Annotated in this window: 21 protein-coding genes and 1 tRNA gene; 7 read left to right on the top strand and 15 right to left on the bottom strand. The window is 73.4% G+C overall.

The window, feature by feature from the left end:
• Nucleotides 1–152: 152 nt before the first annotated feature.
• Nucleotides 153–1,256: an NAD(P)-dependent alcohol dehydrogenase gene (locus tag EBN88_RS14090; RefSeq protein WP_122184215.1), complete on the top strand. Its 1,104-nt coding sequence runs from the start codon at nucleotides 153–155 to the stop codon at nucleotides 1,254–1,256.
• Between the two features lie 88 nt (nucleotides 1,257–1,344).
• Here EBN88_RS14090 and EBN88_RS14085 read toward each other — a convergent pair whose 3' ends face one another.
• On the bottom strand, nucleotides 1,345–2,223 hold the full coding sequence (locus EBN88_RS14085; RefSeq protein ID WP_122184214.1) for an LLM class F420-dependent oxidoreductase: 879 nt from the start codon (nucleotides 2,221–2,223) through the stop codon (nucleotides 1,345–1,347).
• Between the two features lie 232 nt (nucleotides 2,224–2,455).
• Nucleotides 2,456–3,325, bottom strand: coding sequence for a glycoside hydrolase family 16 protein (locus EBN88_RS14080; protein WP_199742355.1), 870 nt, complete (start codon nucleotides 3,323–3,325; stop codon nucleotides 2,456–2,458).
• A gap of 295 nt (nucleotides 3,326–3,620) precedes the next feature.
• Between EBN88_RS14080 and EBN88_RS14075 the strand changes: the two genes are divergently transcribed.
• Nucleotides 3,621–3,845 (top strand): hypothetical protein, encoded by a 225-nt coding sequence (locus EBN88_RS14075; RefSeq protein WP_122184212.1) that lies wholly within the window; start codon nucleotides 3,621–3,623, stop codon nucleotides 3,843–3,845.
• Nucleotides 3,846–4,101: 256 nt separating this feature from the next.
• On the opposite strand, the gene EBN88_RS14070 is transcribed toward EBN88_RS14075, so the two are convergent.
• The 4 genes from EBN88_RS14070 to katG form a co-directional block, all read right to left on the bottom strand.
• Nucleotides 4,102–4,896, bottom strand: coding sequence for an RNA polymerase sigma factor SigF (locus tag EBN88_RS14070; RefSeq protein WP_407703410.1), 795 nt, complete (start codon nucleotides 4,894–4,896; stop codon nucleotides 4,102–4,104).
• A gap of 286 nt (nucleotides 4,897–5,182) precedes the next feature.
• Entirely contained in the window at nucleotides 5,183–5,902 is a 720-nt protein-coding gene (locus tag EBN88_RS14065; RefSeq protein ID WP_122184211.1) for an RNA polymerase sigma factor SigF, read from the bottom strand.
• A 227-nt stretch (nucleotides 5,903–6,129) separates the two neighbouring features.
• On the bottom strand, nucleotides 6,130–6,288 hold the full coding sequence (locus tag EBN88_RS30550) for a hypothetical protein (protein WP_158621371.1): 159 nt from the start codon (nucleotides 6,286–6,288) through the stop codon (nucleotides 6,130–6,132).
• Between the two features lie 233 nt (nucleotides 6,289–6,521).
• Complete coding sequence (gene katG / locus EBN88_RS14060) at nucleotides 6,522–8,756, bottom strand: catalase/peroxidase HPI (protein ID WP_122184210.1); 2,235 nt, start codon at nucleotides 8,754–8,756, stop codon at nucleotides 6,522–6,524.
• Between the two features lie 309 nt (nucleotides 8,757–9,065).
• Between katG and EBN88_RS14050 the strand changes: the two genes are divergently transcribed.
• On the top strand, nucleotides 9,066–9,479 hold the full coding sequence (locus EBN88_RS14050; protein WP_122184209.1) for a Fur family transcriptional regulator: 414 nt from the start codon (nucleotides 9,066–9,068) through the stop codon (nucleotides 9,477–9,479).
• A gap of 121 nt (nucleotides 9,480–9,600) precedes the next feature.
• Here EBN88_RS14050 and EBN88_RS14045 read toward each other — a convergent pair.
• The 3 genes from EBN88_RS14045 to EBN88_RS14035 all read right to left on the bottom strand — a co-directional run bounded on the left by EBN88_RS14045 (nucleotide 9,601) and on the right by EBN88_RS14035 (nucleotide 10,799).
• A tRNA-Ser gene (locus EBN88_RS14045) sits at nucleotides 9,601–9,687 on the bottom strand.
• Between the two features lie 10 nt (nucleotides 9,688–9,697).
• On the bottom strand, nucleotides 9,698–10,207 hold the full coding sequence (gene tadA / locus EBN88_RS14040) for a tRNA adenosine(34) deaminase TadA (protein ID WP_122184220.1): 510 nt from the start codon (nucleotides 10,205–10,207) through the stop codon (nucleotides 9,698–9,700).
• A gap of 46 nt (nucleotides 10,208–10,253) precedes the next feature.
• Nucleotides 10,254–10,799, bottom strand: a complete 546-nt coding sequence (locus tag EBN88_RS14035; protein ID WP_122184208.1) for a tRNA adenosine deaminase-associated protein — start codon at nucleotides 10,797–10,799, stop codon at nucleotides 10,254–10,256.
• A gap of 253 nt (nucleotides 10,800–11,052) precedes the next feature.
• Between EBN88_RS14035 and upp the strand changes: the two genes are divergently transcribed.
• Nucleotides 11,053–11,685, top strand: coding sequence for a uracil phosphoribosyltransferase (upp, locus tag EBN88_RS14030; protein WP_122184207.1), 633 nt, complete (start codon nucleotides 11,053–11,055; stop codon nucleotides 11,683–11,685).
• 27 nt (nucleotides 11,686–11,712) lie between these two features.
• Here upp and EBN88_RS14025 read toward each other — a convergent pair whose 3' ends face one another.
• The 3 genes from EBN88_RS14025 to EBN88_RS14015 form a co-directional block, all read right to left on the bottom strand.
• Complete coding sequence (locus EBN88_RS14025) at nucleotides 11,713–12,414, bottom strand: LytR C-terminal domain-containing protein (protein ID WP_122184206.1); 702 nt, start codon at nucleotides 12,412–12,414, stop codon at nucleotides 11,713–11,715.
• A 129-nt stretch (nucleotides 12,415–12,543) separates the two neighbouring features.
• Nucleotides 12,544–12,843, bottom strand: coding sequence for a type II toxin-antitoxin system VapB family antitoxin (locus EBN88_RS14020; RefSeq protein ID WP_122184205.1), 300 nt, complete (start codon nucleotides 12,841–12,843; stop codon nucleotides 12,544–12,546).
• Nucleotides 12,844–12,923: 80 nt separating this feature from the next.
• Nucleotides 12,924–14,378, bottom strand: a complete 1,455-nt coding sequence (locus EBN88_RS14015) for a M20/M25/M40 family metallo-hydrolase (RefSeq protein WP_122184204.1) — start codon at nucleotides 14,376–14,378, stop codon at nucleotides 12,924–12,926.
• A 164-nt stretch (nucleotides 14,379–14,542) separates the two neighbouring features.
• Here EBN88_RS14015 and EBN88_RS14010 point away from each other — a divergent pair, with 164 nt between their 5' ends.
• Complete coding sequence (locus tag EBN88_RS14010) at nucleotides 14,543–15,466, top strand: AEC family transporter (protein ID WP_122184203.1); 924 nt, start codon at nucleotides 14,543–14,545, stop codon at nucleotides 15,464–15,466.
• Nucleotides 15,467–15,487: 21 nt separating this feature from the next.
• Here the strand turns inward: EBN88_RS14010 and EBN88_RS14005 are convergent, their stop codons facing one another.
• The 3 genes from EBN88_RS14005 to EBN88_RS13995 are packed head-to-tail and all read right to left on the bottom strand — an operon-like array spanning nucleotide 15,488 to nucleotide 18,258.
• A complete protein-coding gene (locus EBN88_RS14005) occupies nucleotides 15,488–16,414 on the bottom strand; it encodes a UbiA prenyltransferase family protein (protein ID WP_233580657.1) in 927 nt (308 codons plus the stop codon).
• Nucleotides 16,398–17,630 (bottom strand): 4-hydroxybenzoate 3-monooxygenase, encoded by a 1,233-nt coding sequence (locus EBN88_RS14000; RefSeq protein WP_325052751.1) that lies wholly within the window; start codon nucleotides 17,628–17,630, stop codon nucleotides 16,398–16,400. Before EBN88_RS14000 ends, EBN88_RS14005 begins: the two co-directional genes overlap by 17 nt.
• 37 nt (nucleotides 17,631–17,667) lie before the next feature.
• A complete protein-coding gene (locus EBN88_RS13995; RefSeq protein ID WP_147472716.1) occupies nucleotides 17,668–18,258 on the bottom strand; it encodes a hypothetical protein in 591 nt (196 codons plus the stop codon).
• 311 nt (nucleotides 18,259–18,569) lie between these two features.
• On the opposite strand from EBN88_RS13995, the gene EBN88_RS13990 reads away from it, so the two are divergent.
• On the top strand, nucleotides 18,570–20,093 hold the full coding sequence (locus tag EBN88_RS13990) for an SDR family oxidoreductase (RefSeq protein ID WP_122184200.1): 1,524 nt from the start codon (nucleotides 18,570–18,572) through the stop codon (nucleotides 20,091–20,093).
• 36 nt (nucleotides 20,094–20,129) lie between these two features.
• Complete coding sequence (locus tag EBN88_RS13985; RefSeq protein WP_122184199.1) at nucleotides 20,130–21,491, top strand: cryptochrome/photolyase family protein; 1,362 nt, start codon at nucleotides 20,130–20,132, stop codon at nucleotides 21,489–21,491.
• Nucleotides 21,492–21,586 lie beyond the last annotated feature (95 nt).

Raw genomic sequence — 21,586 nt, 5'->3', positions numbered from 1 at the left:
GCGAACGCGCTCGGTGTCCGCCCCGGGCCGCCGCGCGCACCCTCCACCCGGCGCGGCCACCCCACCCACGCGCCGCCCCAGCCCACGCGCCGCCCCCAACCCCCCCCGTGCCACCCTCACCCACGCACCCCCGCGAGGAAGGAACCCCACACGTGCGCGTGACCGCCGCGCTCTCCCACGGGCCGCAGAGCCCGTTCACCCTGGAGACCGTCGAGCTGGACGACCCACGCCCCGACGAGATCCTGGTGCGCATCGTGGCGAGCGGCGTCTGCCACACCGACCTGGCGGTCAAGTCCCAGGCGCCGGAGGGTTCGCCGCCCCTGGTGCTGGGCCACGGGGGCGCCGGCGTGGTCGAGGACGTGGGTCGTGAGGTGCGCGGAGTCGCCCCCGGCGACCGGGTGTTGCTCAGCTACCGCCACTGCGGCGGCTGCCTCAGCTGCCGTCGTGGCGAACCCGCCTACTGCGGCAGCCTGTTGGCGCTGAACAACGCCGGCCGCCGCCCCGACGGCTCGCCGACCCTGACCAGGGGCGGGGAGCCGCTGTTCGGCTCGTTCTTCGGCCAGTCGAGCTTCGCCAGCCATGTCCTGGCCACCGTCGACAACGTCGTGGTGGTGGACCGGGAGACGGACCTGCCGACGTTCGCTCCGCTCGGCTGCGGGGTGCAGACCGGGGCGGGCGCCGTGCTCAACGTGTTGCGGCCCGGCGCCGGCGACACGCTCGCCCTCTACGGGGCGGGCAGCGTCGGGCTCTCCGCGCTCCTGGCGGCGCGCGCCATCGGCGTGGGGCGCGTGTTGGTGGTGGATGTGCTGCCCGAACGGCGCGCGCAGGCGCACGCGCTGGGCGCGGAGTCCGTGCTCGACCCGGGGGAGTTGGGCGACGGCGTGGGCCTCGCCGACGCGGTGCGCGACCTCACCGCCGGCGGCGCCAGCCATGCGCTGGACACCACGGGCTCGCCCGGGGTGATCGCCGAGGCGCTCCGCGCGCTGGCAGCGCGCGGCACCCTGGCCGTGGTGGGCCTCGGCCCGGCCGAACTCACCCTAAACGTGCGGGATCTGATGTACGGCGGGAAGTCGTTGCGCGGCTGTATCGAGGGCGACGCGACGCCCCGCCGGTTCCTGCCCGAGCTGCTCGCGCTCCACGACGCGGGGCGGTTTCCGGTGGAGGATCTGGTGAGCCGGTACACCTTCGACGCCATCAACGAGGCGATCGCCGACCAGCGCGCGGGGCGCGTGGTCAAGCCGGTGCTGGTCTGGTAGCCGCCGGCCGGCGCGCGGTGCCCGCCACCCGGGTGCGGGCCGGGAGCACGCCGGCCGGCCCGCGCCGGCGCGCACCGCCCCCTCCAGGTCAGTCGATCAGCGCCGGGGCCAGGGCGCGGAAGGTGGCGAGGGGCACCTCCTGGCCCACGCGCTCGGTGACCACCTGGAGCGTCAGATGGTCGGCCCCGGCCGCCAGGAAGGCGTCCGTGCGCCGGCGGATCGCGTCCACGTCGCCGAGCGCGAAGACCTCCGACAGCAGCCGGTCGCTGCCGCCGCCCGCGAAGTCCTCCTCGGTGAAGCCCAGGCGCTCCAGGTTCCGCGTGTAGTTGGGCAGTTGGAGGTAGCCCCCGAGGTAGGCGCGCGCCGTCTCGCGCGCCCGCGCGAGATCGGTGTCGACCACCAGCTTCAGCTCCGGTGCCAGCAGCGCGTCCGGGCCCAGGGTGGCGCGCGCCCGCGCGGTGTGCTCCACCGTCACAAGATAGGGGTGCGCGCCGGCGGCCCGGTCCCGGGACAGCTCCAGCATCCGGGGGCCGAGGGCGGCGAGCACCCGGCGGTCGGCCGGCACCGGTCGCGGCGCCTCGTCCAGGGCGTTGAGGTAGTCCACCATTGTGGAGTACGGCCGCCGGTACCGCTCGCCGGCGAGCGCGGCGTGGCTCACGCCGAGGCCGAGGACGAAGCGGTTGTCGTGGCGTTCGTTCAGCTCGGCGAAGTCCTGGGCGGCGATCGCCGCGTCCTCGTCCCAGATGCTGGTGATCCCGGTCGCGATCCGGAGGGAGGAGGTCGCGGCGAGCAGCGGCTCCGCCTGCCGCACGCGCGGGCTGCCGCCGAGCCAGAGGGCCCCGTAGCCGAGCTGCTCCAACTCCCGTGCGCCGTCGAGGAGTTCCGGGGTGAGCGCGCCGTCGTCGCCGGTGAGCGCCATCTGCCAGACCCCGATGGGGCCCAGTTCCGTTGCGAGTGTGTGTGCCATGCGAGCGGAACGGTTGGGTGGCCGGCGGTATTCCGGTCGGCGTAGGCCGTTCGGTGATCGTTCGATGACCGGTCGGTGACCATTCGGTGGTCCTTCGATCATCGAAGGACCACCGCTCGGCCGAACGGGCCCCGGGCCGCCCGGGGGCGTGCCGGGGCCGGTCGCGCGCCCGGAGCGGGGGGAGCCGCCCGGGCGCGCGCGGGGAGGGTTCAGCGCCCCGTGGTCCGGTGGTTCACTCGCTGGTGGTGACGCTGACGTAGTCGACCAGCATCTGCTGCGGGAAGGTGGTCGAGTCGTCCGGCGGGCCCGGCCAGTGGCCGCCGACCGCGACGTTGAGGATCATGAAGAACGGCTTGTTGAACACCCAGGCGTTGCCGTTCACGTCCTCCGGGGTCAGCTCCTGGAAGACCTCGCCGTCCACCGACCACACGATGGAGTCGGGCGCCCAGTCGATGGCGAAGGTGTGGAAGTCGTCGGCGAAGATCTCGCCGCCCGGCAGCGAGTAGCTGGCGCCGATGCCGCCGCCGCCCGAGTAGCCGGGGCCGTGCACGGTGCCATGGACGGTGCCCGGCTCGTGGCCGACCATTTCCATGATGTCGATCTCGCCGCTGTCCGGCCACGGGACGCCGGGGAAGTCGGAGCCCAGCATCCAGAACGCCGGCCAGATGCCCTGCCCCTGCGGGAGCTTGATGCTCGCCTCGACCCGCCCGTACTCGGCGGAGAAGGTGTTCGCCGTGTTGAGCCGCCCCGAGGTGTACTCGCAGGTGCCGTAGTAACACTGGTGGTTCTCGGCGCCCTCCTCGGTCGCGGTGATCACCAGGTGGCCCTCGCCGTCCAGTTGAACGTTGTCGGTGCCCTCGGTGTAGTACTGCAACTCGGCGTTGTTCGCGTTGTCGCCCGGGTCCAGCTGCCACTTGGAGCTGTCCACCGGCGAGCCGGCCGCGCCGTCGAACTCGTCGATGAAGACCACCTCGGTGGGCTCGACGTCCGCCGGCTCCGGTTCGGCCTGGGCGTTGACGGCGAGCAGGGAGGTCAGGCCGAGGGCGAGGACCGTTCCGCCGGCGAGCCAGCGGCGGGTGGGGGAGCGCCTGGCTCCTGGCATGAACATCACATCCAATGGTTGATCCGTGGGGGGCCTTCATTGCACAGGCGCACCAGATGCCCCGCAAGGGATCACGTACGGTTCCGGAACCGATCACGTCCGGTTCCGGGACGGGCCGAAAAACGCCCCCCACAATGGTGAACAACGGCCATGGATGGGCATTTCCGTTCGCTTCACCCAACAGGACCGTAACGGACGGGAGTTGGGCCGCTCGTCGGGCGTGGCCCGCGCGGCAAGGAAAAGGCCGGCGGATCGGCTGTGCCGACGCCGGGGGCGTTCGCTAGGGTCGGCAGGCATGGCGCACAATCCCCAAGCACCGCAAGGGCCCCAGGGGCCGCAGGATGTCGACCCGGCCGGCAGCACGCAGATGTTCCAGGCGTTTGTGAACGACGGCCCCTCGGCCGGCGCCGCCGGGGCATCGCCTCCGGCCGCCTCGTCCGGCCCCCGGGTCGGGCTCATCGTGGGCGTGGCGGTGGGCGTGATCGCGCTCGCCGTGGTCGCCTGGCTGCTGTTGGGCTGAGGGCTCGGCGCGGCCGGCCCCCCGGGCGACCGTGGCCAACGGCCGCCGTCTCGTGGGTGGTTCACGTGCCGACGCTGGCGTCGGCGCGGTGGTGCGGCGCGGTCGTCGCCCTCCCGCGCGCCGCCGTCGGCGACGCCCCGCGCGGACCCCTGCGTGGGTTGGTCCGTCGCGGTCGGGCGAACGATCGCGGGCCGGGCAGCGGGCGTTGGCTCCGCTGTCCTCGCCGGACCGGCGGCGCTCCGCCGGTCCGGACCCCTCACTCCTCTGCGGTCAACCCCTCACGCAACTGCTGGAGCGTGCGCGTGAGCAGCCGGGAGACGTGCATCTGGGAGATGCCGACCTCCTCACCGATTTGCGACTGCGTCATGTTCCCGAAGAAGCGGAGCATGATGATCCGCCGCTCCCTGGCCGGCAGTCGGGCCAGCAGCGGCTTGAGCGACTCCCGGTACTCGACGCCCTCCAGCGCCGTGTCCTCGTACCCGAGACGGTCGGCCAACGAGCCCTCGCCGCCGTCCTCCTCCGGGGAGGGGGAGTCCAACGAGCTGGCGGTGTAGGCGTTTCCGACGGCCAGCCCGTCGACCACCTCCTCCTCCGTGACCCCGAGCGCGGTGGCCAACTCGGCGACCGTGGGCGAGCGGTCGAGCCGCTGGGACAGCTCGTCGCTGGCCTTGGTCAGCGCCAGCCGCAGCTCCTGGAGCCGTCGGGGCACACGCACCGACCAGGAGGTGTCGCGGAAGAAGCGCTTGATCTCGCCGACCACCGTCGGCATCGCGAACGTCGGGAACTCGACGCCGCGTTCACAGTCGAAGCGGTCGATCGCCTTGATCAGCCCGATCGTGCCGACCTGGACGATGTCCTCCATCGGCTCGTTCCTGCTGCGGAACCTGGCCGCCGCGTAGCGAACCAGGGGCAGGTTCAACTCGATCAGGGTGTCCCGCACATAGCCGCGCTCCGGGCTGTCCGCGTCCAGCGCTGCCAGCCGCTGGAAGAGGGAACGGGAGAGCGTGCGGGTGTCGAGGTTGTCGGTCTCGGCGGGAGCCGCGTGCGGCACCGAGGGTTCGTGCGGCGCGGGAACATGCGGCGTGCCGGTCGTGGTGGAGCACCTTGGAGCTGCCCAGTTCTACGGACATGCCACCCCCTTGAGGTCGGCGGGACGGGTCGCGGCGGACACCTCAGGCAGGACTCCACGAGAGGCACCCTCTCGTGAATACCGGAGCTGCCGCCTTGCCAAACGCGGTCTCGACAGAATGTCACATGTCATCAACGCGATGTAGCTTCATGTCGATAAAACGGCACAGCTGGCGTGCGAGTTCCCGGAGTTGGGTCCTTCCGAAGGCTTAGGTCTCGATCGGATTTGCGGAACGCAGCTTGCTGAAGGCGCGGGCCAGCAACCGTGAGATGTGCATCTGCGAAACCCCGAGTTCCGCGCTGATCTGAGACTGCGTCAGGTTGCGGTAGTAGCGCAGGAGCAGGATGCGCTGCTCCCGCTCCGGGAGTTGCACCAGCAGGTGCCGGACGAGGGCGCGGTGTTCGACGCCGGCCAGCCCCGGGTCCTCGTAGCCGAGCCGGTCGATCGGCCCGGGGGCGCCCTCCTCGCGGTCCCGGGTGGCCTCCAGCGAGGAGACCCGGTAGGCCCGCCCCGCGTCCATGCTGGCCAGCACGTCCTCCTCGGGCAGCCGCAGCCGTTCCGCCAACTCGGCGGTGGTGGGCGAGCGGCCGAGGGACACCGTCAGCTCCTCGGCGGCCGAGCAGACCCGCGCCCACAGCTCGTGCAGCCGGCGCGGCACATGGACGGTGCGCACGCTGTCCCGGAAGTAGCGGCGGATCTCGCCCACGATGGTCGGCAGGGCGAACGTGGCGAACTGCACCCCGCGCGCCGGGTCGAAGCGGTCGATGGCGTGGATCAGCCCGATGGTGCCGACCTGGACGATGTCCTCCATCGGCTCGTTCCTGCTGTGGAAGCGGAGCGCGGCGTAGCGGACCAGTGGCAGGTTGGCCTCGATCAGGGCCTCCCTGACGCGGGTGTGTTCGGCGGTGCCGGCCTGGAGGCGGGCCATCCGCTCACAGAGCGACTGGGTGAGCGCACGGGCCCCGGCGCCTCTGGACTGCGTCACCGCCACCTGCCGACCACCCCTTCACGGTGCACTCGCCGCAAAAGCAGTCATAGCATCACAAGACATGCGCACCGTGCGCAAGCACCCGTTCACGACGTGTTGATCGGGCCATGTCGGGCCGCGACGGTCAACACCGTTGTGGCGCGGGCGAGTCGGGGCCGGCGCTGGGCTCAGTCGAGCGGTGTCAGCAGGCCGTCGGTGGCGTCGGCGAGGGCGGTGAAGACCAGTTGGGCGAACTCGCCGGAGCGGTCGGGCTCGTTGAGGACGGCGTAGAGCACGCCCACGGCCAGCAGATACAGGCCGATGCGCTTCGCCAGTGCCAGGGACATGCCCACCTCCCGGGCCGCAGTGTAGCCACCCGGACGGGCGGCGGCGCCGCTCGGGTGGTCGGCGGCCGTTCGGTCCCCCGGCGCCGGTCCATCCGGGCGCGGAGACGCCCCGCGAACGCGCCCGCCCCGGGCCGGCCGTGGTGCGGCCGACCCGGGGCGGGTCAGTGTGCGGAACCGTGGGACCCGAGCGGAACCGTTCGGGCGGCGACGGTCAGACGACGGTCAGACGACGATCAGGCGACGTCGAACCGGTCCAGGTCCATCACCTTGTGCCACGCGGCGACAAAGTCGGTCACGAACTTCTCCTTCGCGTCATCGCTCGCGTAGACCTCGGCGAGCGCCCGCAGCTCGGAGTTCGAGCCGAAGACCAGGTCGGCCCTGCTGCCGGTCCACCGCACCTCGCCGGTGGCCGCGTCCCGCGCCTCGAAGGTGGTCGCGTCCTCGGCGGTCGGCTTCCACTCGGTGCCCAGGTCGAGCAGGTTGACGAAGAAGTCGTTGGTCAACGTGCCCGGCCGGTCGGTCAGCACGCCCAGCGAGGAGCCGCCCTGGTTGGCGCCCAGCACCCGCAGGCCGCCGACGAGGACCGTCATCTCGGGGGCGCTCAGGTTCAGCAGGTTGGCCCGGTCGACCAGCAGGTACTCGGCCGGCAGCCGGACGTCCTTGCCCAGGTAGTTGCGGAACCCGTCCGCCTTCGGCTCCAGCGCGGCGAACGACTCGACGTCGGTCTGCTCCTGCGAGGCGTCCACCCGGCCCGGGGTGAACGGCACCTCGACCTCGAAGCCCGCCTCCCGCGCGGCCTTCTCGACGCCCACGCCACCGGCGAGCACGATCAGGTCGGCCAGCGAGACGCCGCGCCCCTCGCCCCGCTCCGCGTTGAACGACTCCTGGATGCCCTCCAGGGCGCGCAGCACGTTCGCCAGCCGCTCCGGGTCGTTGACCTCCCAGCCGCGCTGCGGCTCCAGGCGGACGCGCGCGCCGTTGGCGCCGCCGCGCTTGTCGCTGCCCCGGAACGAGGCGGCCGAGGCCCACGCGGTCGACACCAGCTCGGAGACCGACAGGCCGGAGGCCAGCACGCGCTCCTTGAGCGCGGCGACGTCCTCGGCGCCCAGCGGCGCGAAGGTCGCCTCGGGCAGCGGGTCCTGCCAGATCAGGGTCTCGCTGGGCACCTCGGGGCCGAGGTAGCGGGCGACCGGGCCCATGTCGCGGTGGGTCAGCTTGAACCAGGCGCGGGCGAAGGCGTCGGCGAACTCCTGCGGGTTCTCCAGGAAGCGCCGCGAGATCCGCTCGTAGACCGGGTCGAACCGGAGCGACAGGTCGGTCGTCAGCATCGTCGGCTGGTGGCTCTTCGACGGGTCGTGGGCGTCCGGAACGGTGCCGGCGCCGGCGCCGTCCTTCGGCCGCCACTGGTTGGCGCCGGCCGGGCTCTTGAACAGCTCCCACTCGTACGCGAACAGGGTCTCGAAGAAGCTGTTGTCCCACCGGGTCGGCGTGGGCGTCCAGGTGACCTCAAGGCCGCTGGTGATGGCGTCCGCGCCCTTGCCGGTGCCGTAGGTGTTGCGCCAGCCCAGGCCCTGCTCCTCCAGCGGCGCGGCCTCGGGGTCGTCGCCCACGTGGTCGGCCGGGCCGGCGCCGTGGGTCTTGCCGAAGGTGTGGCCGCCGGCGATCAGCGCCACGGTCTCCTCGTCGTTCATCGCCATGCGGCGGAACGTCTCGCGGATGTCGCGGGCGGCGGCGACCGGGTCGGGGTTGCCGTTGGGGCCCTCGGGGTTGACGTAGATCAGGCCCATCTGGACGGCGCCCAGCGGCTCCTCCAGCTCGCGGTCGCCGGTGTAGCGCTCGTCGCCGAGCCAGGTGGTCTCGGGGCCCCAGTAGACGTCCTCCTCGGCCTCCCAGACGTCCTCGCGGCCGCCGGCGAAGCCGAAGGTCGTGAAGCCCATGGACTCCAGGGCGACGTTGCCGGCCAGGATCAGCAGGTCGGCCCAGGAGAGGTTCTGGCCGTACTTCTTCTTCACCGGCCACAGCAGGCGGCGGGCCTTGTCCAGGTTGGCGTTGTCCGGCCAGCTGTTGAGGGGAGCGAAGCGCTGCTGACCGGCGCCCGCGCCGCCCCGGCCGTCGCTGATCCGGTAGGTGCCGGCGCTGTGCCAGGCCATCCGGATGATCAGCGGGCCGTAGTGGCCGAAGTCCGCAGGCCACCAGTCCTGCGAGGTGGTCAGCACCTCGGCGATGTCCCGCTTCACCGCCGGCAGGTCGAGGTTCCCGAACGCCTCGGCGTAGTCGAAGTCCTCGCCCAGCGGGTTCGCCACGGCGGGGTTCTTGGCGAGGATCTTCAGGTTCAGCCGGTTCGGCCACCACTGGCGGTTCCCGCCGCCCTGCGTCGGGTGCGGGGCCCGCCCGTGCGCGACCGGGCAACCCCCGCCCGAGCCCTCGGTCTTGGCGTCTACGACGACGGCGTCATGGTTCTCAGACATGGAAAAAGTCCTTCCGGCCCTGGGCGGATCGCGGTGGTCGGCAACTGCGGGCGGTGGAGCGACCGGGGGCGTCGGCCCTGTCCGTTCGCGGAGGGCGGGCGCGAGTGGCGCGCGCACCCGGGGGAGGAGAACGTTTTCTGCCGCCGTCTCAGCCGCACGGGGCCTTCCTGTCCCTTGGCTACCACCGGACCCGATCCTACGATGGACTCAGTACAAGTCAAGAAGTGCACCAAGGCCGTACCTCTTCCCAACCCAGACTTCCCCTGGTTAACTTCGCGTATCCCGCCAGACGTGAATAGGTGAAACCCCATGAGCGACCTGCTGGAACGACTGCGAGGGCGCGGCTGGCGGCTGACGTCCCAGCGACGCGTCGTCGCCGAGGTCCTCGACGGTGATCATGTGCACCTCACCGCCGACGAGGTGCACGCGCGCGCGGCGGCGCGGCTGCCGGAGATCTCCCGCGCCACCGTCTACAACACCCTGGGCGAGCTGGTCTCCCTGGGCGAGGTCACCGAGGTCTCCACCGACGGGCGCGCCAAGCGGTACGACCCCAACGGGCACCACCCCCACCACCACCTGGTCTGCTCCGGCTGCGGCACCATCCGCGACGTCCGCCCCAGCGGCAACCCGCTGGCCGACCTCCCCGACGACGAGCGCTTCGGCTTCACCGTCTCCGAGGTCGAGGTCACCTACCGGGGGCTGTGCCCCAACTGCGCGCCCTGACCACGGCGGCCGCCCAGGTCAGGGGCGCGGCACCAGCCCCAGCCGAGACGGAAACTGAGACGCCAACGCCGTCGGCCCGGCCCCCAGTTGGGGGCCGGGCCGACGGACGTCCTGCTCAGCGCGGTAGCGGAGGGATTTGAACCCTCGGTGGAGTTGCCCCCACACTCGCTTTCGAGGCGAGCTCCTTAGGCCGCTCGGACACGCTACCGAGGCAGAGCCTATCCCACGGGGGGCGGTGAGTTGAAACCGGTAGCGGGGCCGGCCGGGGAGCGGTCGGGGGTGGGGCGCCCACGGGGGGCGCGGAAGAAGTCGGTGAGGAGGGCCGCGCAGTCGTCGGCGAGGACGCCGGGGACGACCTCGGGGCGGTGGTTGAGGCGGCGGTCGCGGATGACGTCCCAGAGGGAGCCGGCCGCGCCGGTCTTGGGGTCGGCGGCGCCGTAGACCACCCGGCCCACCCGGGCCAGCACGGCGGCGCCGGCGCACATGGTGCACGGCTCCAGGGTGATCACCAGGGTGCAGTCGATCAGTCGCCAGTCGCCCAGGCGCCTGGCCGCACGGCGCAGCGCGAGGATCTCGGCGTGCGCCGTGGGGTCGGTGTCGGCCTCCCGTTCGTTGTGGTGCTCGGCGAGCGGCCGGCCCTCCGGGCCGCCGGGGCCGAGAAGCACGGCGCCCACGGGGACGTCGCCGGCGTCGCCGGCGAGCCTGGCCTGTGCCAGCGCCCGACGCATCGCCGGGCGCCAGGGGTCGCGGAGCGGGTCGGTCACCTGCCGGCCGTCACCTGACCGCTTCCAGAACGTCCGCGCAGCCCAGCGCGTCCGCGATCTCGCCCAGGGCGTCGTCGGGGCTGAGGGTCAGCACGGTGGCGGTGTCGATGCCCAGGTCGCTCAGCAGGTCGGCGTCGCCGACCGGGCCGCGCGGCACGGACTCGGCGCCGTCCTCCGCCGGGTCCTCGTCCTCGTCGAGCTGCTCGGCCTCTCCGGTGCCGTCCTCGGTCCCGTCGAGGTCCACCATCCGCTCCAGGGCGTCGGGGGACGTCGGCGCGCGGCCGAGGAGTTCGTCGGTGAGCAGGATCTCGCCGTAGGCGCTGCGCAGCGCCCGGGCCGCGTCGGAGACGAAGACGCGCGGGTCGTCCTCGCCGTCTACCCGGACCACTCCGAACCAGGCGCCCTCCTGTTCGATGCAGACGAGCACCGTCTCGTCGTCCGGCCCGGCCGCGCGGGCCAGTTCGGCCAACTCGTCCAGACTCTCCACGTCGTCAAGCTCTGTATCACTCGCTTCCCAACCATGATCGGTCCGCGCGAGCAGTGCGGTGAAGTACACCGTGACTCTCCCCACTCGGTTCGGCAGTGCCCTTAAGCATCGTGGCAGATAAGGGGTGCGCTGTCGGGTAACTCGGCAGTTCGCCAACGGTATGTCCGCGTGTGTTGTTCCTGGTTCTTCCCTGGTTCTCGATCGCGGCGCTGCCGGTCACCACTCTCCACGGCGCCGCCTCGCCGTGTCCACCGGGGGGGCACATCCGGGGAAGACGGCGTCGGCGGCCGGAGTGTCGGAGGCGTTCGCTACTGTCGAACACATGCGGACCCATGTCGTTGACCACCCGCTGGTGGCGCACAAGCTGACCACGCTGCGCGACGAGCGCACGGACTCCCCCACGTTCCGGCGGCTGGCCGACGAGTTGGTCACCTTGCTGGCCTACGAGGCCACCCGCGATGTCCGCACCGAGCAGGTGGACATCCGCACCCCCGTCACCGCGACCACCGGGGTGCGGCTGTCGCATCCCCGGCCGCTGGTGGTGCCCATCATCCGCGCCGGGCTCGGGATGTTGGACGGGATGGTGCGGCTGCTGCCGACGGCCGAGGTCGGGTTCCTCGGGATGATCAGGGACGAGGAGACGCTCCAGGCGTCGACGTATGCCAACCGGATGCCGGACGACCTGTCGGGCCGCCAGGTCTATGTGCTGGACCCGATGTTGGCGACCGGCGGGACGCTGGTGGTGGCGATCGACGAGCTGATGCGCAGGGGCGCCGACGATGTGACGGTGATCTGCCTGCTGGCCGCGCCCGAGGGCGTCGAGCGGCTGGAGGGCGAGCTGTCCGGCGCTCCGGTCACGGTGGTGACGGGCGCGCTCGACGAGGGGCTCAACGAGCAGGGCTTCATCGTGCCCGGGCTCGGGGACGCGGGGGACCGGATGTACGGGCTGGCCTGAGCGCGGCGCGGGCCCCGGGGCTCGGCGTCAGCAGTTCGCGGGTTCGGCGCTGGTCGCGGTGAGTTCGGCGAGCAGGGCCTCGGCCTCGTCGGCGCTGGTCAGCTCGGTGAACCCGTCGCCCAGCACCAGGTCGACCGAGGTCGCGGGGTCGGCGGCCGGCGGCGCTTCCGGGTCCTCGGCGTCCTCGGGGTCGGCCGGCGGCGTGATCGGCTCGGCCTCGCCGGTCTCGGCGCCGGCGAGCTGGGTGGTGAGCAGGTCGACGGCGCCGGACTCGTTGGCCGCCTCGGTGCCGAGCAGCAGGCCCGGGGCCTCGACGGTGCCGTCCAGGTCCTCGGGCGCGTTGGTCACCTCGCCGATGGTGAAGCCGCGTTCGGCGAGCGCGTCGGCGGTGTCCTGGGCGAGTCCGGTGCGGGTGGTGGCGTTGTAGATGTTGACGGTGACGGCGGCGGGCTCCGGCAGCTCGACGCCGGCGGCGGCCTCCGAGGCCGGTTCGCAGGCGTCGTCCTGGCCGGTCGCCGGCTTCGCCTGCGGGGCGGCGGAGGCGGACCCGTCCGAGGTGAACACGTCGACGAGCTGCAGGGTGCCGAAGCCGAGCAGGCCGAGCGCGGCCACCGAGCCCAGCACGGCGAGCACCCGCCGGCGGTGGCGCGGGCGGCGCATCCGTGGGTAACGGTCGCCCGTGACACGGAACTTCTTGCCGCCCATGCCGGGGGGCGTCAACATGCTCATGGCGGCAGCGTAGTCAGACTTATGGCCTCGGCCCAATAAATGATCAGCTGAAATGCTGAAGCGGCCCGAACGGGGCAACGCCCCGGGGCCGGCCGCGCGCGTGCCCGGGCGACGTCCCGGGCCGTCGGGTCAGTCGTCCAGCTCCAGGACCCGGGCGTGCAGCACCTGCCGCTGCTGGAGCGCGGCGCGGACGGCGCGGTGCAGCCCGTCCTCCAGATACAGGTCGCCCTGCCACTTCACCACGTGGGCGAAGAGGTCCCCGTAGAACGTGGAGTCCTCGGCGAGGAGTGTCTCCAGGTCCAGCTGCTGCTTGGTGGTCACCAGCTGGTCCAGGCGAACCGGACGCGGCGCCACGTCGGACCACTCCCGGGTGTGGTCCCGGCCGTGGTCCGGATAGGGTCGTCCGTTTCCGATGCGCTTGAAGATCACACGGAGAGCCTACCGGGCGCGGCGCTCCGGCCGCAGCCTCCCGGCGTGGTAAGGCCGCCGGGCGCTCGGGGTGCTTGGCGTCAGGGCTGGTCGGGGGCCTCGGCGCGGTCGGGAAGGTGCCAGGCGTACCGGCCGACGGCGCGGGCGAGGGCGCGGGTGTGGGCGGCGAGGCCGGCGCGGTCGATGTTGCTGACGGTGTCGCAGGCCCGGTGGTAGCACGGGTCGTGCGGCTCGCCCGCGGTGCCGCCCCACAGCGCGGCCTCCTCCTCGGTCATCCGCCCCTCGGCGCCGGCGAAGGTGCCGCCGACCGGGATGCCGGCGTCGAGGAACGGCGCGTAGTCGCTGCGGCCGTCGAACGGGATGGGCCGCGCGGTGCCGGCGCCCTCGTCGAGGAGGCGGGACAGGTCCTCGGTGACGGCGGCCGAGCGGGCGTCGAGGTCGGCGCCTTCGTAGACGAACAGGCCGGGGTTGGGCGAGCCGATCATGTCGAAGTTGAGGTAGAGGCCGATCGCCTCGCGCTCGGCGGGGGAGAGGTGGTCGACATGGTGGCGGGCGCCGCGCAGGCCCAACTCCTCGGCCGACCAGAGGGCGAAGCGGACCCGGTGCGGCGGGTCTTCCGCCCCGCCGGCCTCGTCGAGGGCGAGGGCGGCCGCCAACACCCCGGCCGCGCCCGAGGCGTTGTCGTTGATGCCGGGCCCGTCGGGCACGGAGTCCAGGTGGGCGCCGACCACCACGGTGGTGGCCGGGTCGCCGCCCGGGGTCTCGGCGATGACGTTGGCGGTCTCGCGCTCCTCGACCAGCTCCCGCAGGTCGAGCCGGACGGTCGGGCTCGTGCCCTCGGCGAGCGCGGCGGCCAGGGCGAGGCCGTCCTCGCGGGCGATGCCGCCGGTGGGCAGGGCCGCCGGGTCGGGGTCGCCGAGGGTGCCGGTGAGTTCGCCCGGTTCGGAGTTGTAGACCAGGACGGCGGCGGCGCCGGCGGCCGCCGCGTTGGCCTGCTTGGCGGCGAAGGTGCAGTCGCCGCGTTCCAACAGGGCGACCCTGCCGGCCAGTTCGTGGCCGGCGAAGTCCTCGGCGGCGCAGCCGGCGCCGCCGGAGCCGTGCGCGGTGATCGCGACGAGCGGGGCGGTCAGCCCGCCGGCCTCGGTGTTGCCCGTGTAGGACATGGCGTGCACCGGGATCTCCCGCTCGGCGCCGCCGTCCTCGGCGGGCAGCAGCGCCAGCGACTCGGCGAGCGCCTCGCGGTAGGGGAAGGTGAAGCGTTCGAACGTCACGGTGAGGCCCGCGCCGGCCAGGACCCGCGCGGCGTAGCGGGCGGAACGGTCGTGGCCCGGGGTGCCGGCGGCGCGGTGGCCGCCGGAGGCGTCGGCGATGGCCTGGAAGGCGTCGAGGTGGCGCAGCGCGTCGTCGGCGGTGAGGTCGGCGGCCATCCGGTCGGCGAGTCGGGCGCCGCGCTCGGCGGCGGTCGGGGCGGGGGCCAGTGGGGCGGGAGCCAGCACCAGGGCGAGGGTGGTCGCGGTCGCGGCGAAAGCGATCATGTAAGGGGACGTTATGTGACAGATGTGGTCGGAACTGTTAAGGCTCACGCGGGGTGACGGGAAGTTCTCCGGTCCGGACGGCGCTGCCGGAGAGACCTCGGCGGCGGTCTCGACAGCCGGTCTCTCGTTGACGGCTGATCGTCCGTCGACGGAGGGTTTCGGTCATGCGTGGGGTGCTGACCGGCTTTGTGATCATCGCGTCCATCATCGTCGTCGGCTATCTCCTCGGGCGGCGCGGCTCCCTGGGCGGGAGCGGGCGGGAGGTGCTCACCCGGGTCGCGTTCCAGGTCGCCACCCCGGCGCTGCTCTTCGTCACCGTCTCCGAGGCGGACCTCTCCACCCTCTTCTCCCCCAGGCTGCTGGCCGCCGCGATCAGCTTCCTGGCGGTCGCCGGCGGCTACGTCGCGGTCGCCGTGGCGCGGCGCTGGGGCGTCGGGGCTGGCGTGATCGGGGCGCTGTGCGCCGGCTATGTGAACATCGCCAACCTCGGCATCCCGGTCGCGGTCTATGTGCTGGACGACATCTCACTGGTGGCGCCGGTGCTGCTCTTCCAGCAACTCGTCGTCTCGCCCGTGGTGTTGACGACGCTCGACCTCACCACCGGGCCGGCCGACGCGCGGACCGGCACCCTGCGGCGGCTGACCACCCCGTTCCGCAACCCGATCGTGCTCGGCTCGCTGGCCGGCCTCGCCGTCGCCGCCACCGGCCTGACCCCGCCGGCCCCCCTGATGGAGCCGGCGACGCTGCTCGGCAACATGGCGGTGCCGGCCGTGCTGCTCGCCTTCGGCATCTCCCTGCACGGCAGCGAGCTGCCAGGGCGCGGCCCCGACCGGGCCCGGGTGCTGCTGGCCGTGGCGCTGAAGTCGCTGGTCGCCCCGCTGCTGGCCTGGCTGTTGACGCTCGCCTTCGGCCTGGACCGGGACGCCCAGCTGGTGGTCGTGGTGACGGTGGCGCTGCCGACCGCGCAGAACGTGTTCACCTACGCCTCGCACTACGGGGTCGGGCTGCGCCTGGCGAGGGAGGCGGTGCTGCTGTCCACCGCGCTGTCCGTCCCGGTCCTCACCGTGATCGCCGCGCTGCTCGGCTAGCCGGGCCCCACGGGCCGGCCGTCACAGGCCGGTCAGGGCGTGGGCGGCCTGGCCCAGCAGGGCGAAGCCCAGCACCGCCACCGGGTAGAGGGAGGCGCGGTTGAACACGGCCAGCGCCGTGCGCGGTTCGCAGCAGCGCAGCAGCCGGAGCGCCGGGCAGACCAGCGCGACGCCGCCGGCCACCACCGTGCCCGCCAGGCCCAGCAGCCCGAAGACCGGCAGCGCGCCCAGCGTCATTCCGACGCTGGCCACGAACGCCACCAGCAGCGTCGCCGCGGACAGCAGCCCGCTGCGCCGCCGCCCGTACACCACGGGAACGGTGCGCACCCCGAGGTGCACGTCCTCGTCCACGTCGGCGAGGTCGTTGACGATGTTCCGGCCGCCGATCTCCCAGGCCGCGAGCCAGAGCGCGAAGAGCCACAGCACCGGCTCGTCGACCGCGTCCGTCACCGCGAACCAGCCGACGCAGCCGCCGAGCGCCACCATCACGCCGGTGAGCAGCGTCTTGTACGGGGTGACCCGGGCCAGCTTGCAGTAGGCCGCCTCCAGCAGCGCCGCCGTGACGAAGAGCACCACGCAGACCCAGCTGATCATCGCGGCCAGCACCAGCGCCACCGCGCCGAGCGAGGCGACCCAGGACGCGGCGACCGGCAGGCTCAGCCGGCCCTGCGCCAACGGGTGGCGCACCCCGGCGCTGTCGATGTCGAAGCCCTCGAACTCCCGCAGGTGGGCGAAGCGTTGCTGGTCGATGTTCCAGTCGATCAGGTCGTTCACGGCGAAGACCGCGAAGTACGCGGCGAACGAGGCCAGCGCCACCAGCACCACCCGGCCCGGCGGCGCGCCGCCGGCGAGCAGCAGGCCCAGCAGCGGCTGGGCCACGCTGAGCGTGGCCTGGGTGCCCCGGGAGAAGCCGTACAGCGCGCGGACGTTCTCAACGAGGAGGGTCATCGCACCACTCCCGCACCCCGGAGCCGACATAGCGGTGCGCGAAGCGGTAGGCGCCGGGCCCTGGCGTCGCCAGCCGGCGCATCCCGGCCAGCCGCGCGGTCAGCTCCCTCCCCGGCTCGGCCGCCTCGGGCGGCAGGTGCAGCAGGTCGAGCAGCCACTCCGAGAAGCCCAACACCCGCCGGACATCGGCCAGTCGGGCCGCGCTGTAGCCGGCCAGCGGCCCGGCGTCCCGGCCGCGCAGCCGCGCCACCAGCGCCTCGGCCAGCGCGGCCGCGTCCGCGATCGCCAGGTTCATGCCCTTGGCGCCCGAGGGCGTCAGCACATGCGCGGCGTCCCCGGCCAGCAGCAGCCGGCCGTGCGCCAGGGGCGCGAGAACGCTGCTGTGCATCCGCAACATGCGCACCTCGGTCAGCGCGCCGATGCTCGGCAGCCCAGCCGGGTCGCCGTCCGCCAGCCGGGTGCGCAGCTCCGCGACGATCCGCCGGCGCGGCCACGCCTCGACGGCGTCGTCCGGCGGGCACTGGAGATAGAAGCGGCTGACCCTGGGGCCGCGCGGCATCATCCCGGCGAAGCCGGAGCGGTGCACCGCGTAGCGCACCCCGTCCGCCGGCCGGTCCACCTCCGCCAGCACCGTCAACCAGTCGTACGGATAGCGGCGGTTGTGCGCGCGGTGCCCGGTGGCGGGCAGCGCGGCACGCGATATGCCGCGGAAGCCGTCGCAGCCGACCACGTAGTCGCATTCGATCTCCATGCCCTCGCACTCCAGCCGGGGACGTCGGCTGGTGATGTCCGTTACCGCCCGCACGCTATGGGAGAACAGCGGGGGCGAACCCGCCAGCTCCAGCGCGGCGACGAGGTCCCTGACCAGGTTCTGCTGTGGGTACACATGGTGTTGGTGACCGCCGGAGTACGCTCCGTAGTCCACTCGAACGGTGTGCCCCAGACAGCGGAAGTCGCACCAGCCGTGCCGGGTGGCCTCGGCCAGCAGCCGGTCGGCGAGCCCCTGGGCGTGCAGCCAGCGCACGGTGCGGTGCTCCAGCAGCCCCGCGCGCTGCCGTTCCTCCACGCGCGCCCTGCTCGCGCGCTCCACCACCACGCAGTCGATGCCGCGCCGGGTCAACACGTTGGCCAGCGCCAGGCCGGCGGGGCCCGCGCCCACGATGCCCACCTCGGCGCGCAGCCGCCGCGCGACGCGCGCCCCCACGCGCCCCCCCACGGGCGACTCCTCGGACCACTCCTCGGGACGTGTCATCTCAACCGGCCGGAACGAAGGAGGGGTTGAACAGCTCGTTGATCAGCACCAGCGGCTCGTCGCGGTGCCAGACCAGATACGTCTTGTAGCAGGCGGCCCGGTCGTCGCCGCCCTGGCCCCAGCGGCGCCGGCCGGTCTCCAGCAGCGTGCGCCGATGGCCGGTGCCGGCCTTGGTGAGCGCCCGGCCGAGCGGCACCGAGGTGGAGGTGAGGCAGTGCTCGATGGCCGGTTCGAGGTCGAGCCTGGCCACCACGTGGTTGACCGACAGCGGCTCGCCGCCCTGCCGGGTGGTGGCGGTGTGGCGGACCAGCACCCCGGCCTCCTCATGGACGCCGAGCAGCCCCGCGACGCCCTCGCCGGTCTGCCGGGCGGGAACCCGTAACTGGGCCAGACAGCGCAGCCGCAACGATTCTCCGGACATCGATTCCAACAGGGTGGTGGTCTGGCCCTCGCTGCTCAGCAGTATCCGCGTGAGGGGCGAGGCGAAGTCCCTGGTGTGCACGAGCGGCCGCACCCCGCCGGCCCGTGGCTCCAACGGGAAGGAGAGCGGAAAAGCCAAGGGGAAGACACCCGACGGCGTCGGTAACGACATCCTGATCACTCCTCACCGCCGTGCTACGAAAGGGCCAACGGTCCCTACACCGTTGAGGTCACGGCCCAGGGGTGCGGACGAACAGACAACCGAGGATTCGTTCCGCTTCCGCGCCGGCGTCGCAACCGTGAGGTTGGCGAACCGATACGGCCGCTGTTCCGCTTCCGGCCGGGCCGGCCGGCCCGGCCGGCGGTGTGCGGCGGGCGTTGTCCGCCCGGCCGTCCGTTTGCGGCCGGGCGGCCGGCGCCCAAGCATGAGGGGGAGGGGCGACCCAGCAGGCGTCTCGCCGTTGCCCGGACCCGGAGGCACCCATGGGGCAGGCCGAAGCCGAACCGCGACCGCGCTGTCTGGTGACCGGTGCGACCGGTTACCTGGGCGGCCGGCTCGTTCCCGAACTGCTGGCCGCCGGGCACTCCGTGCGCTGCCTGGCGCGCGACCCGGCCAAGCTGAGCGGCCGGCCGTGGGCCGGGCGGGTCTCGGTGGTGCGCGGCGACATGACCGACGGGGACTCGCTGGTCGACGCGCTGCGCGACATCGACGTGGCGTACTACCTGGTGCACGCGCTGGGGGGCGGCTCCGACTTCGCCGAACGGGACCGGCTGGCCGCGCGGACCTTCGGCGAACGGGCCCGCGCCGCCGGGGTGCGGCGGATCGTCTACCTCGGCGCGCTGACCCCGCCCGGCGTGCCGGAGCACGAGCTGTCCCCGCACCTGCGCTCGCGCGCCGAGGTGGGGCGCATCCTGCTCTCCTCCGGGGTGCCGACGGCGGTGCTGGGCGCGGCGGTGATCATCGGCTCCGGCTCCGCCTCGTTCGAGATGTTGCGGCACCTGACCGAACGCCTTCCGGTGATGACCGCTCCCGCCTGGGTGCGGACCAGGGTGCAGCCGATCGCGGTCCGCGACGCGCTCCATCTGCTCGTCGGCTGCGCCCAGCTGCCCGAGCACATCAACCGCAGGTTCGACATCGGCGGGCCCGACGTGCTCACCTACCAGGACATGATGCGGCGCTACGCCCTGCACGCGGGGCTGCCCCGGCGGGTCATCCTGCCGGTGCGGGTGCTCAGCCCCGGGCTCTCCAGCCTCTGGGTCGGGCTGGTCACCCCGGTGCCGAGCCGGCTGGCCCGGCCGCTGGTGGAGTCGCTGCGCTACGAGGTGGTCTGTCACGAGCAGGACATCACCTGCTACGTGATGCCGCCGCCCGGTGGGTTCCTCGGCATCGACCTGGCGCTGCGCCGCGCGATCCGCCGGGTCGGCGGCGGGGAGACCGTGGCGCCGGCCGAGCGGGTCGCGCCGAGCGACCCGCTGCCCAGCGACCCGCCGTGGGCGGGCGGCAGCCTCTATGCCGACCGGCGTGAACGGGTGGTCAACGCGTCCCCGGACGCGCTCTGGCGCGTGGTCGAGGGCATCGGCGGCCAGAACGGCTGGTACTCCTCGCCGTTGGCCTGGGCGGTGCGCGGCTGGCTTGACTCGCTGCTCGGCGGCGTCGGGCTGCGGCGCGGCCGGGCCGACCCGGTGCGGCTGCGGCTGGGCGACGCCTTGGACTTCTGGCGGGTGGTGGCGCTGGAGCGCGGCTCGCTGCTGCGGCTGCGCGCCGAGATGCGGCTGCCGGGCGACGCCTGGCTGGAGTTGGGCGTCGGGCGGGACGCGGCGGGTCGGACCGTCTACCGGCAGCGGGCGCTCTACCATCCGCGAGGGCTGGCGGGACATCTCTACTGGTGGGCCGTCGCGCCGTTCCACGCCTGGGTGTTCGGCGGCATGGTGCGGAAGATCTCGGCGCGCGCCGAGGTGGGCGCCCCCGCGCACCCCGGCGTGCGACCGGCCGCCGCGCGCCCCTGAGGCGCCTCAACACCCCAGAAATCCCCGGGAGTTCCGTTGGACGTCTCGATCGCGCTGTTCACCGCCAACCTCAGGCTGCGCGACAACCCCGTGCTGCGCGGCGCGCTGGACGCCGCGCGCCGGGTGGTGCCGCTGTTCGTCGTGGACTCCGGGATCGTGGAGCGCGGCTTCGCCGTGCCCAACCGGGCGGCGTTCCTGGCGGACGCGCTCGCCGAGTTGGACGAGGCGCTGCGGGAACGCGGCGGCCGCCTGGTGGTGCGGCACGGCGACGTGGTGACCGAGACGGCCCGGGTCGCGGCCGAGACGGGCGCGGGCGAGGTGCATCTGGCGGCCGGCGTCAGCGAGTACGCGGACCGGCGCGAACGGCGCCTGCGCGCGGCGCTCGAAGCGGACGGACGCGCCCTCGTCGTCCATGACGCGGTGCTCACCGTCGTTCCCTCGGGCGTCCTGACGCCCACCGGCAAGGACCACTTCGCCGTCTTCACGCCCTACTTCCGCCGCTGGGAGCGGCAGCGGGTGCGCCGGCCGCTGCCGGCGCCGCGCTCGGTCCCGGTGCCCGAACGGGTGCGCTCCGAGCCGCTGCCGGACGCCGCCGCCATCGCCGGGGGCGAGCGCTCGCCCGGTCTCGCGCGCGGCGGCGAGGCCACCGGCCGGAAGCGGCTGACCGCCTGGATGCGCCAAGGTCTGGGCGACTACCACGCGTTGGCCGACGACCTGGCCGCCGACGCCACCTCCCGGCTCTCGCCCCACCTGCACTTCGGCTGCCTCTCGCCGACCGACGTCCTGCACGCCGCGCGCCGTCGCGGCGGCCCCGGCGCGGACGACTTCGTGCGCCAGCTGGCCTGGCGCGACTTCCACCACCAGGTGCTGGCCGCCCGCCCGGCCGCCGGACGCCACGACTACCGGGGCCACGGCGACCGTTGGCGGAACGACCCGGCGGCGTTCGACGCCTGGCGCGAGGGCCGCACCGGCTTTCCCGTGGTGGACGCGGCGATGCGGCAGCTGCGCCACGAGGGGTGGATGCACGGGCGGGCGCGGCTGCTGGTCGCCAGCTTCCTCAGCAAGACGCTCTACCTGGACTGGCGGCTGGGCGCGCGGCACTTCCTCGACCTGCTGGTGGACGGGGACCTCGCCAACAACCAGCTCAACTGGCAGTGGGCCGCCGGCACCGGCACCGACACCCGGCCCAACCGGGTGCTGAACCCGCTCACCCAGGCCCGCAGGTTCGACCCGAACGGCGACTATGTCCGGCGCTGGGTCCCGGAGTTGGCGGAGATCCCGGGGCGGAAGGCACACCAGCCCTGGCGCCTGCCGGAGCCCGAGCGCCCGGCCGACTACCCGGAGCCGATCGTCGATCTCGCGACGGGGGCGCGGCGCTTCCAGCGGGCGCGGGGCTGACGCGCTGGGCCTCAGCCCCCGGCGCCCGCGTCCCGCGCCGGCGCGTGCGTTCAACTGGCGCGCGCCGCTCCCTTGCCCCGGTGCGCGCCGGCGCT

It is taken from the genome of Streptomyces triticirhizae (genome assembly GCF_003696235.1).
In the GTDB taxonomy this organism is placed as follows: Bacteria; Actinomycetota; Actinomycetes; order Streptomycetales; family Streptomycetaceae; genus Streptomyces; species Streptomyces triticirhizae.
The sequence above is the reverse complement of the archived record's forward strand: the minus strand, read 5'-3'. Positions and strand labels throughout refer to the sequence as shown.

Bases quoted from the DNA above. Each gene is read 5' to 3' on its own strand.
- EBN88_RS13995 (WP_147472716.1), bottom strand. From the start codon at position 18,258: ATGTCGTTACCGACGCCGTCGGGTGTCTTCCCCTTGGCTTTTCCGCTC.
- katG (WP_122184210.1), bottom strand. From the start codon at position 8,756: ATGTCTGAGAACCATGACGCCGTCGTCGTAGACGCCAAGACCGAGGGC.
- EBN88_RS14080 (WP_199742355.1), bottom strand. From the start codon at position 3,325: ATGCCAGGAGCCAGGCGCTCCCCCACCCGCCGCTGGCTCGCCGGCGGA.
- EBN88_RS14025 (WP_122184206.1), bottom strand. From the start codon at position 12,414: ATGAGCATGTTGACGCCCCCCGGCATGGGCGGCAAGAAGTTCCGTGTC.
- EBN88_RS14085 (WP_122184214.1), bottom strand. From the start codon at position 2,223: ATGGCACACACACTCGCAACGGAACTGGGCCCCATCGGGGTCTGGCAG.
- upp (WP_122184207.1), top strand. From the start codon at position 11,053: ATGCGGACCCATGTCGTTGACCACCCGCTGGTGGCGCACAAGCTGACC.
- EBN88_RS13990 (WP_122184200.1), top strand. From the start codon at position 18,570: ATGGGGCAGGCCGAAGCCGAACCGCGACCGCGCTGTCTGGTGACCGGT.
- EBN88_RS14075 (WP_122184212.1), top strand. From the start codon at position 3,621: ATGGCGCACAATCCCCAAGCACCGCAAGGGCCCCAGGGGCCGCAGGAT.
- EBN88_RS14005 (WP_233580657.1), bottom strand. From the start codon at position 16,414: ATGACCCTCCTCGTTGAGAACGTCCGCGCGCTGTACGGCTTCTCCCGG.
- EBN88_RS14015 (WP_122184204.1), bottom strand. From the start codon at position 14,378: ATGATCGCTTTCGCCGCGACCGCGACCACCCTCGCCCTGGTGCTGGCT.
- EBN88_RS30550 (WP_158621371.1), bottom strand. From the start codon at position 6,288: ATGTCCCTGGCACTGGCGAAGCGCATCGGCCTGTATCTGCTGGCCGTG.
- EBN88_RS14050 (WP_122184209.1), top strand. From the start codon at position 9,066: ATGAGCGACCTGCTGGAACGACTGCGAGGGCGCGGCTGGCGGCTGACG.
- tadA (WP_122184220.1), bottom strand. From the start codon at position 10,207: ATGCGTCGGGCGCTGGCACAGGCCAGGCTCGCCGGCGACGCCGGCGAC.
- EBN88_RS14010 (WP_122184203.1), top strand. From the start codon at position 14,543: ATGCGTGGGGTGCTGACCGGCTTTGTGATCATCGCGTCCATCATCGTC.
- EBN88_RS14065 (WP_122184211.1), bottom strand. From the start codon at position 5,902: ATGGCCCGCCTCCAGGCCGGCACCGCCGAACACACCCGCGTCAGGGAG.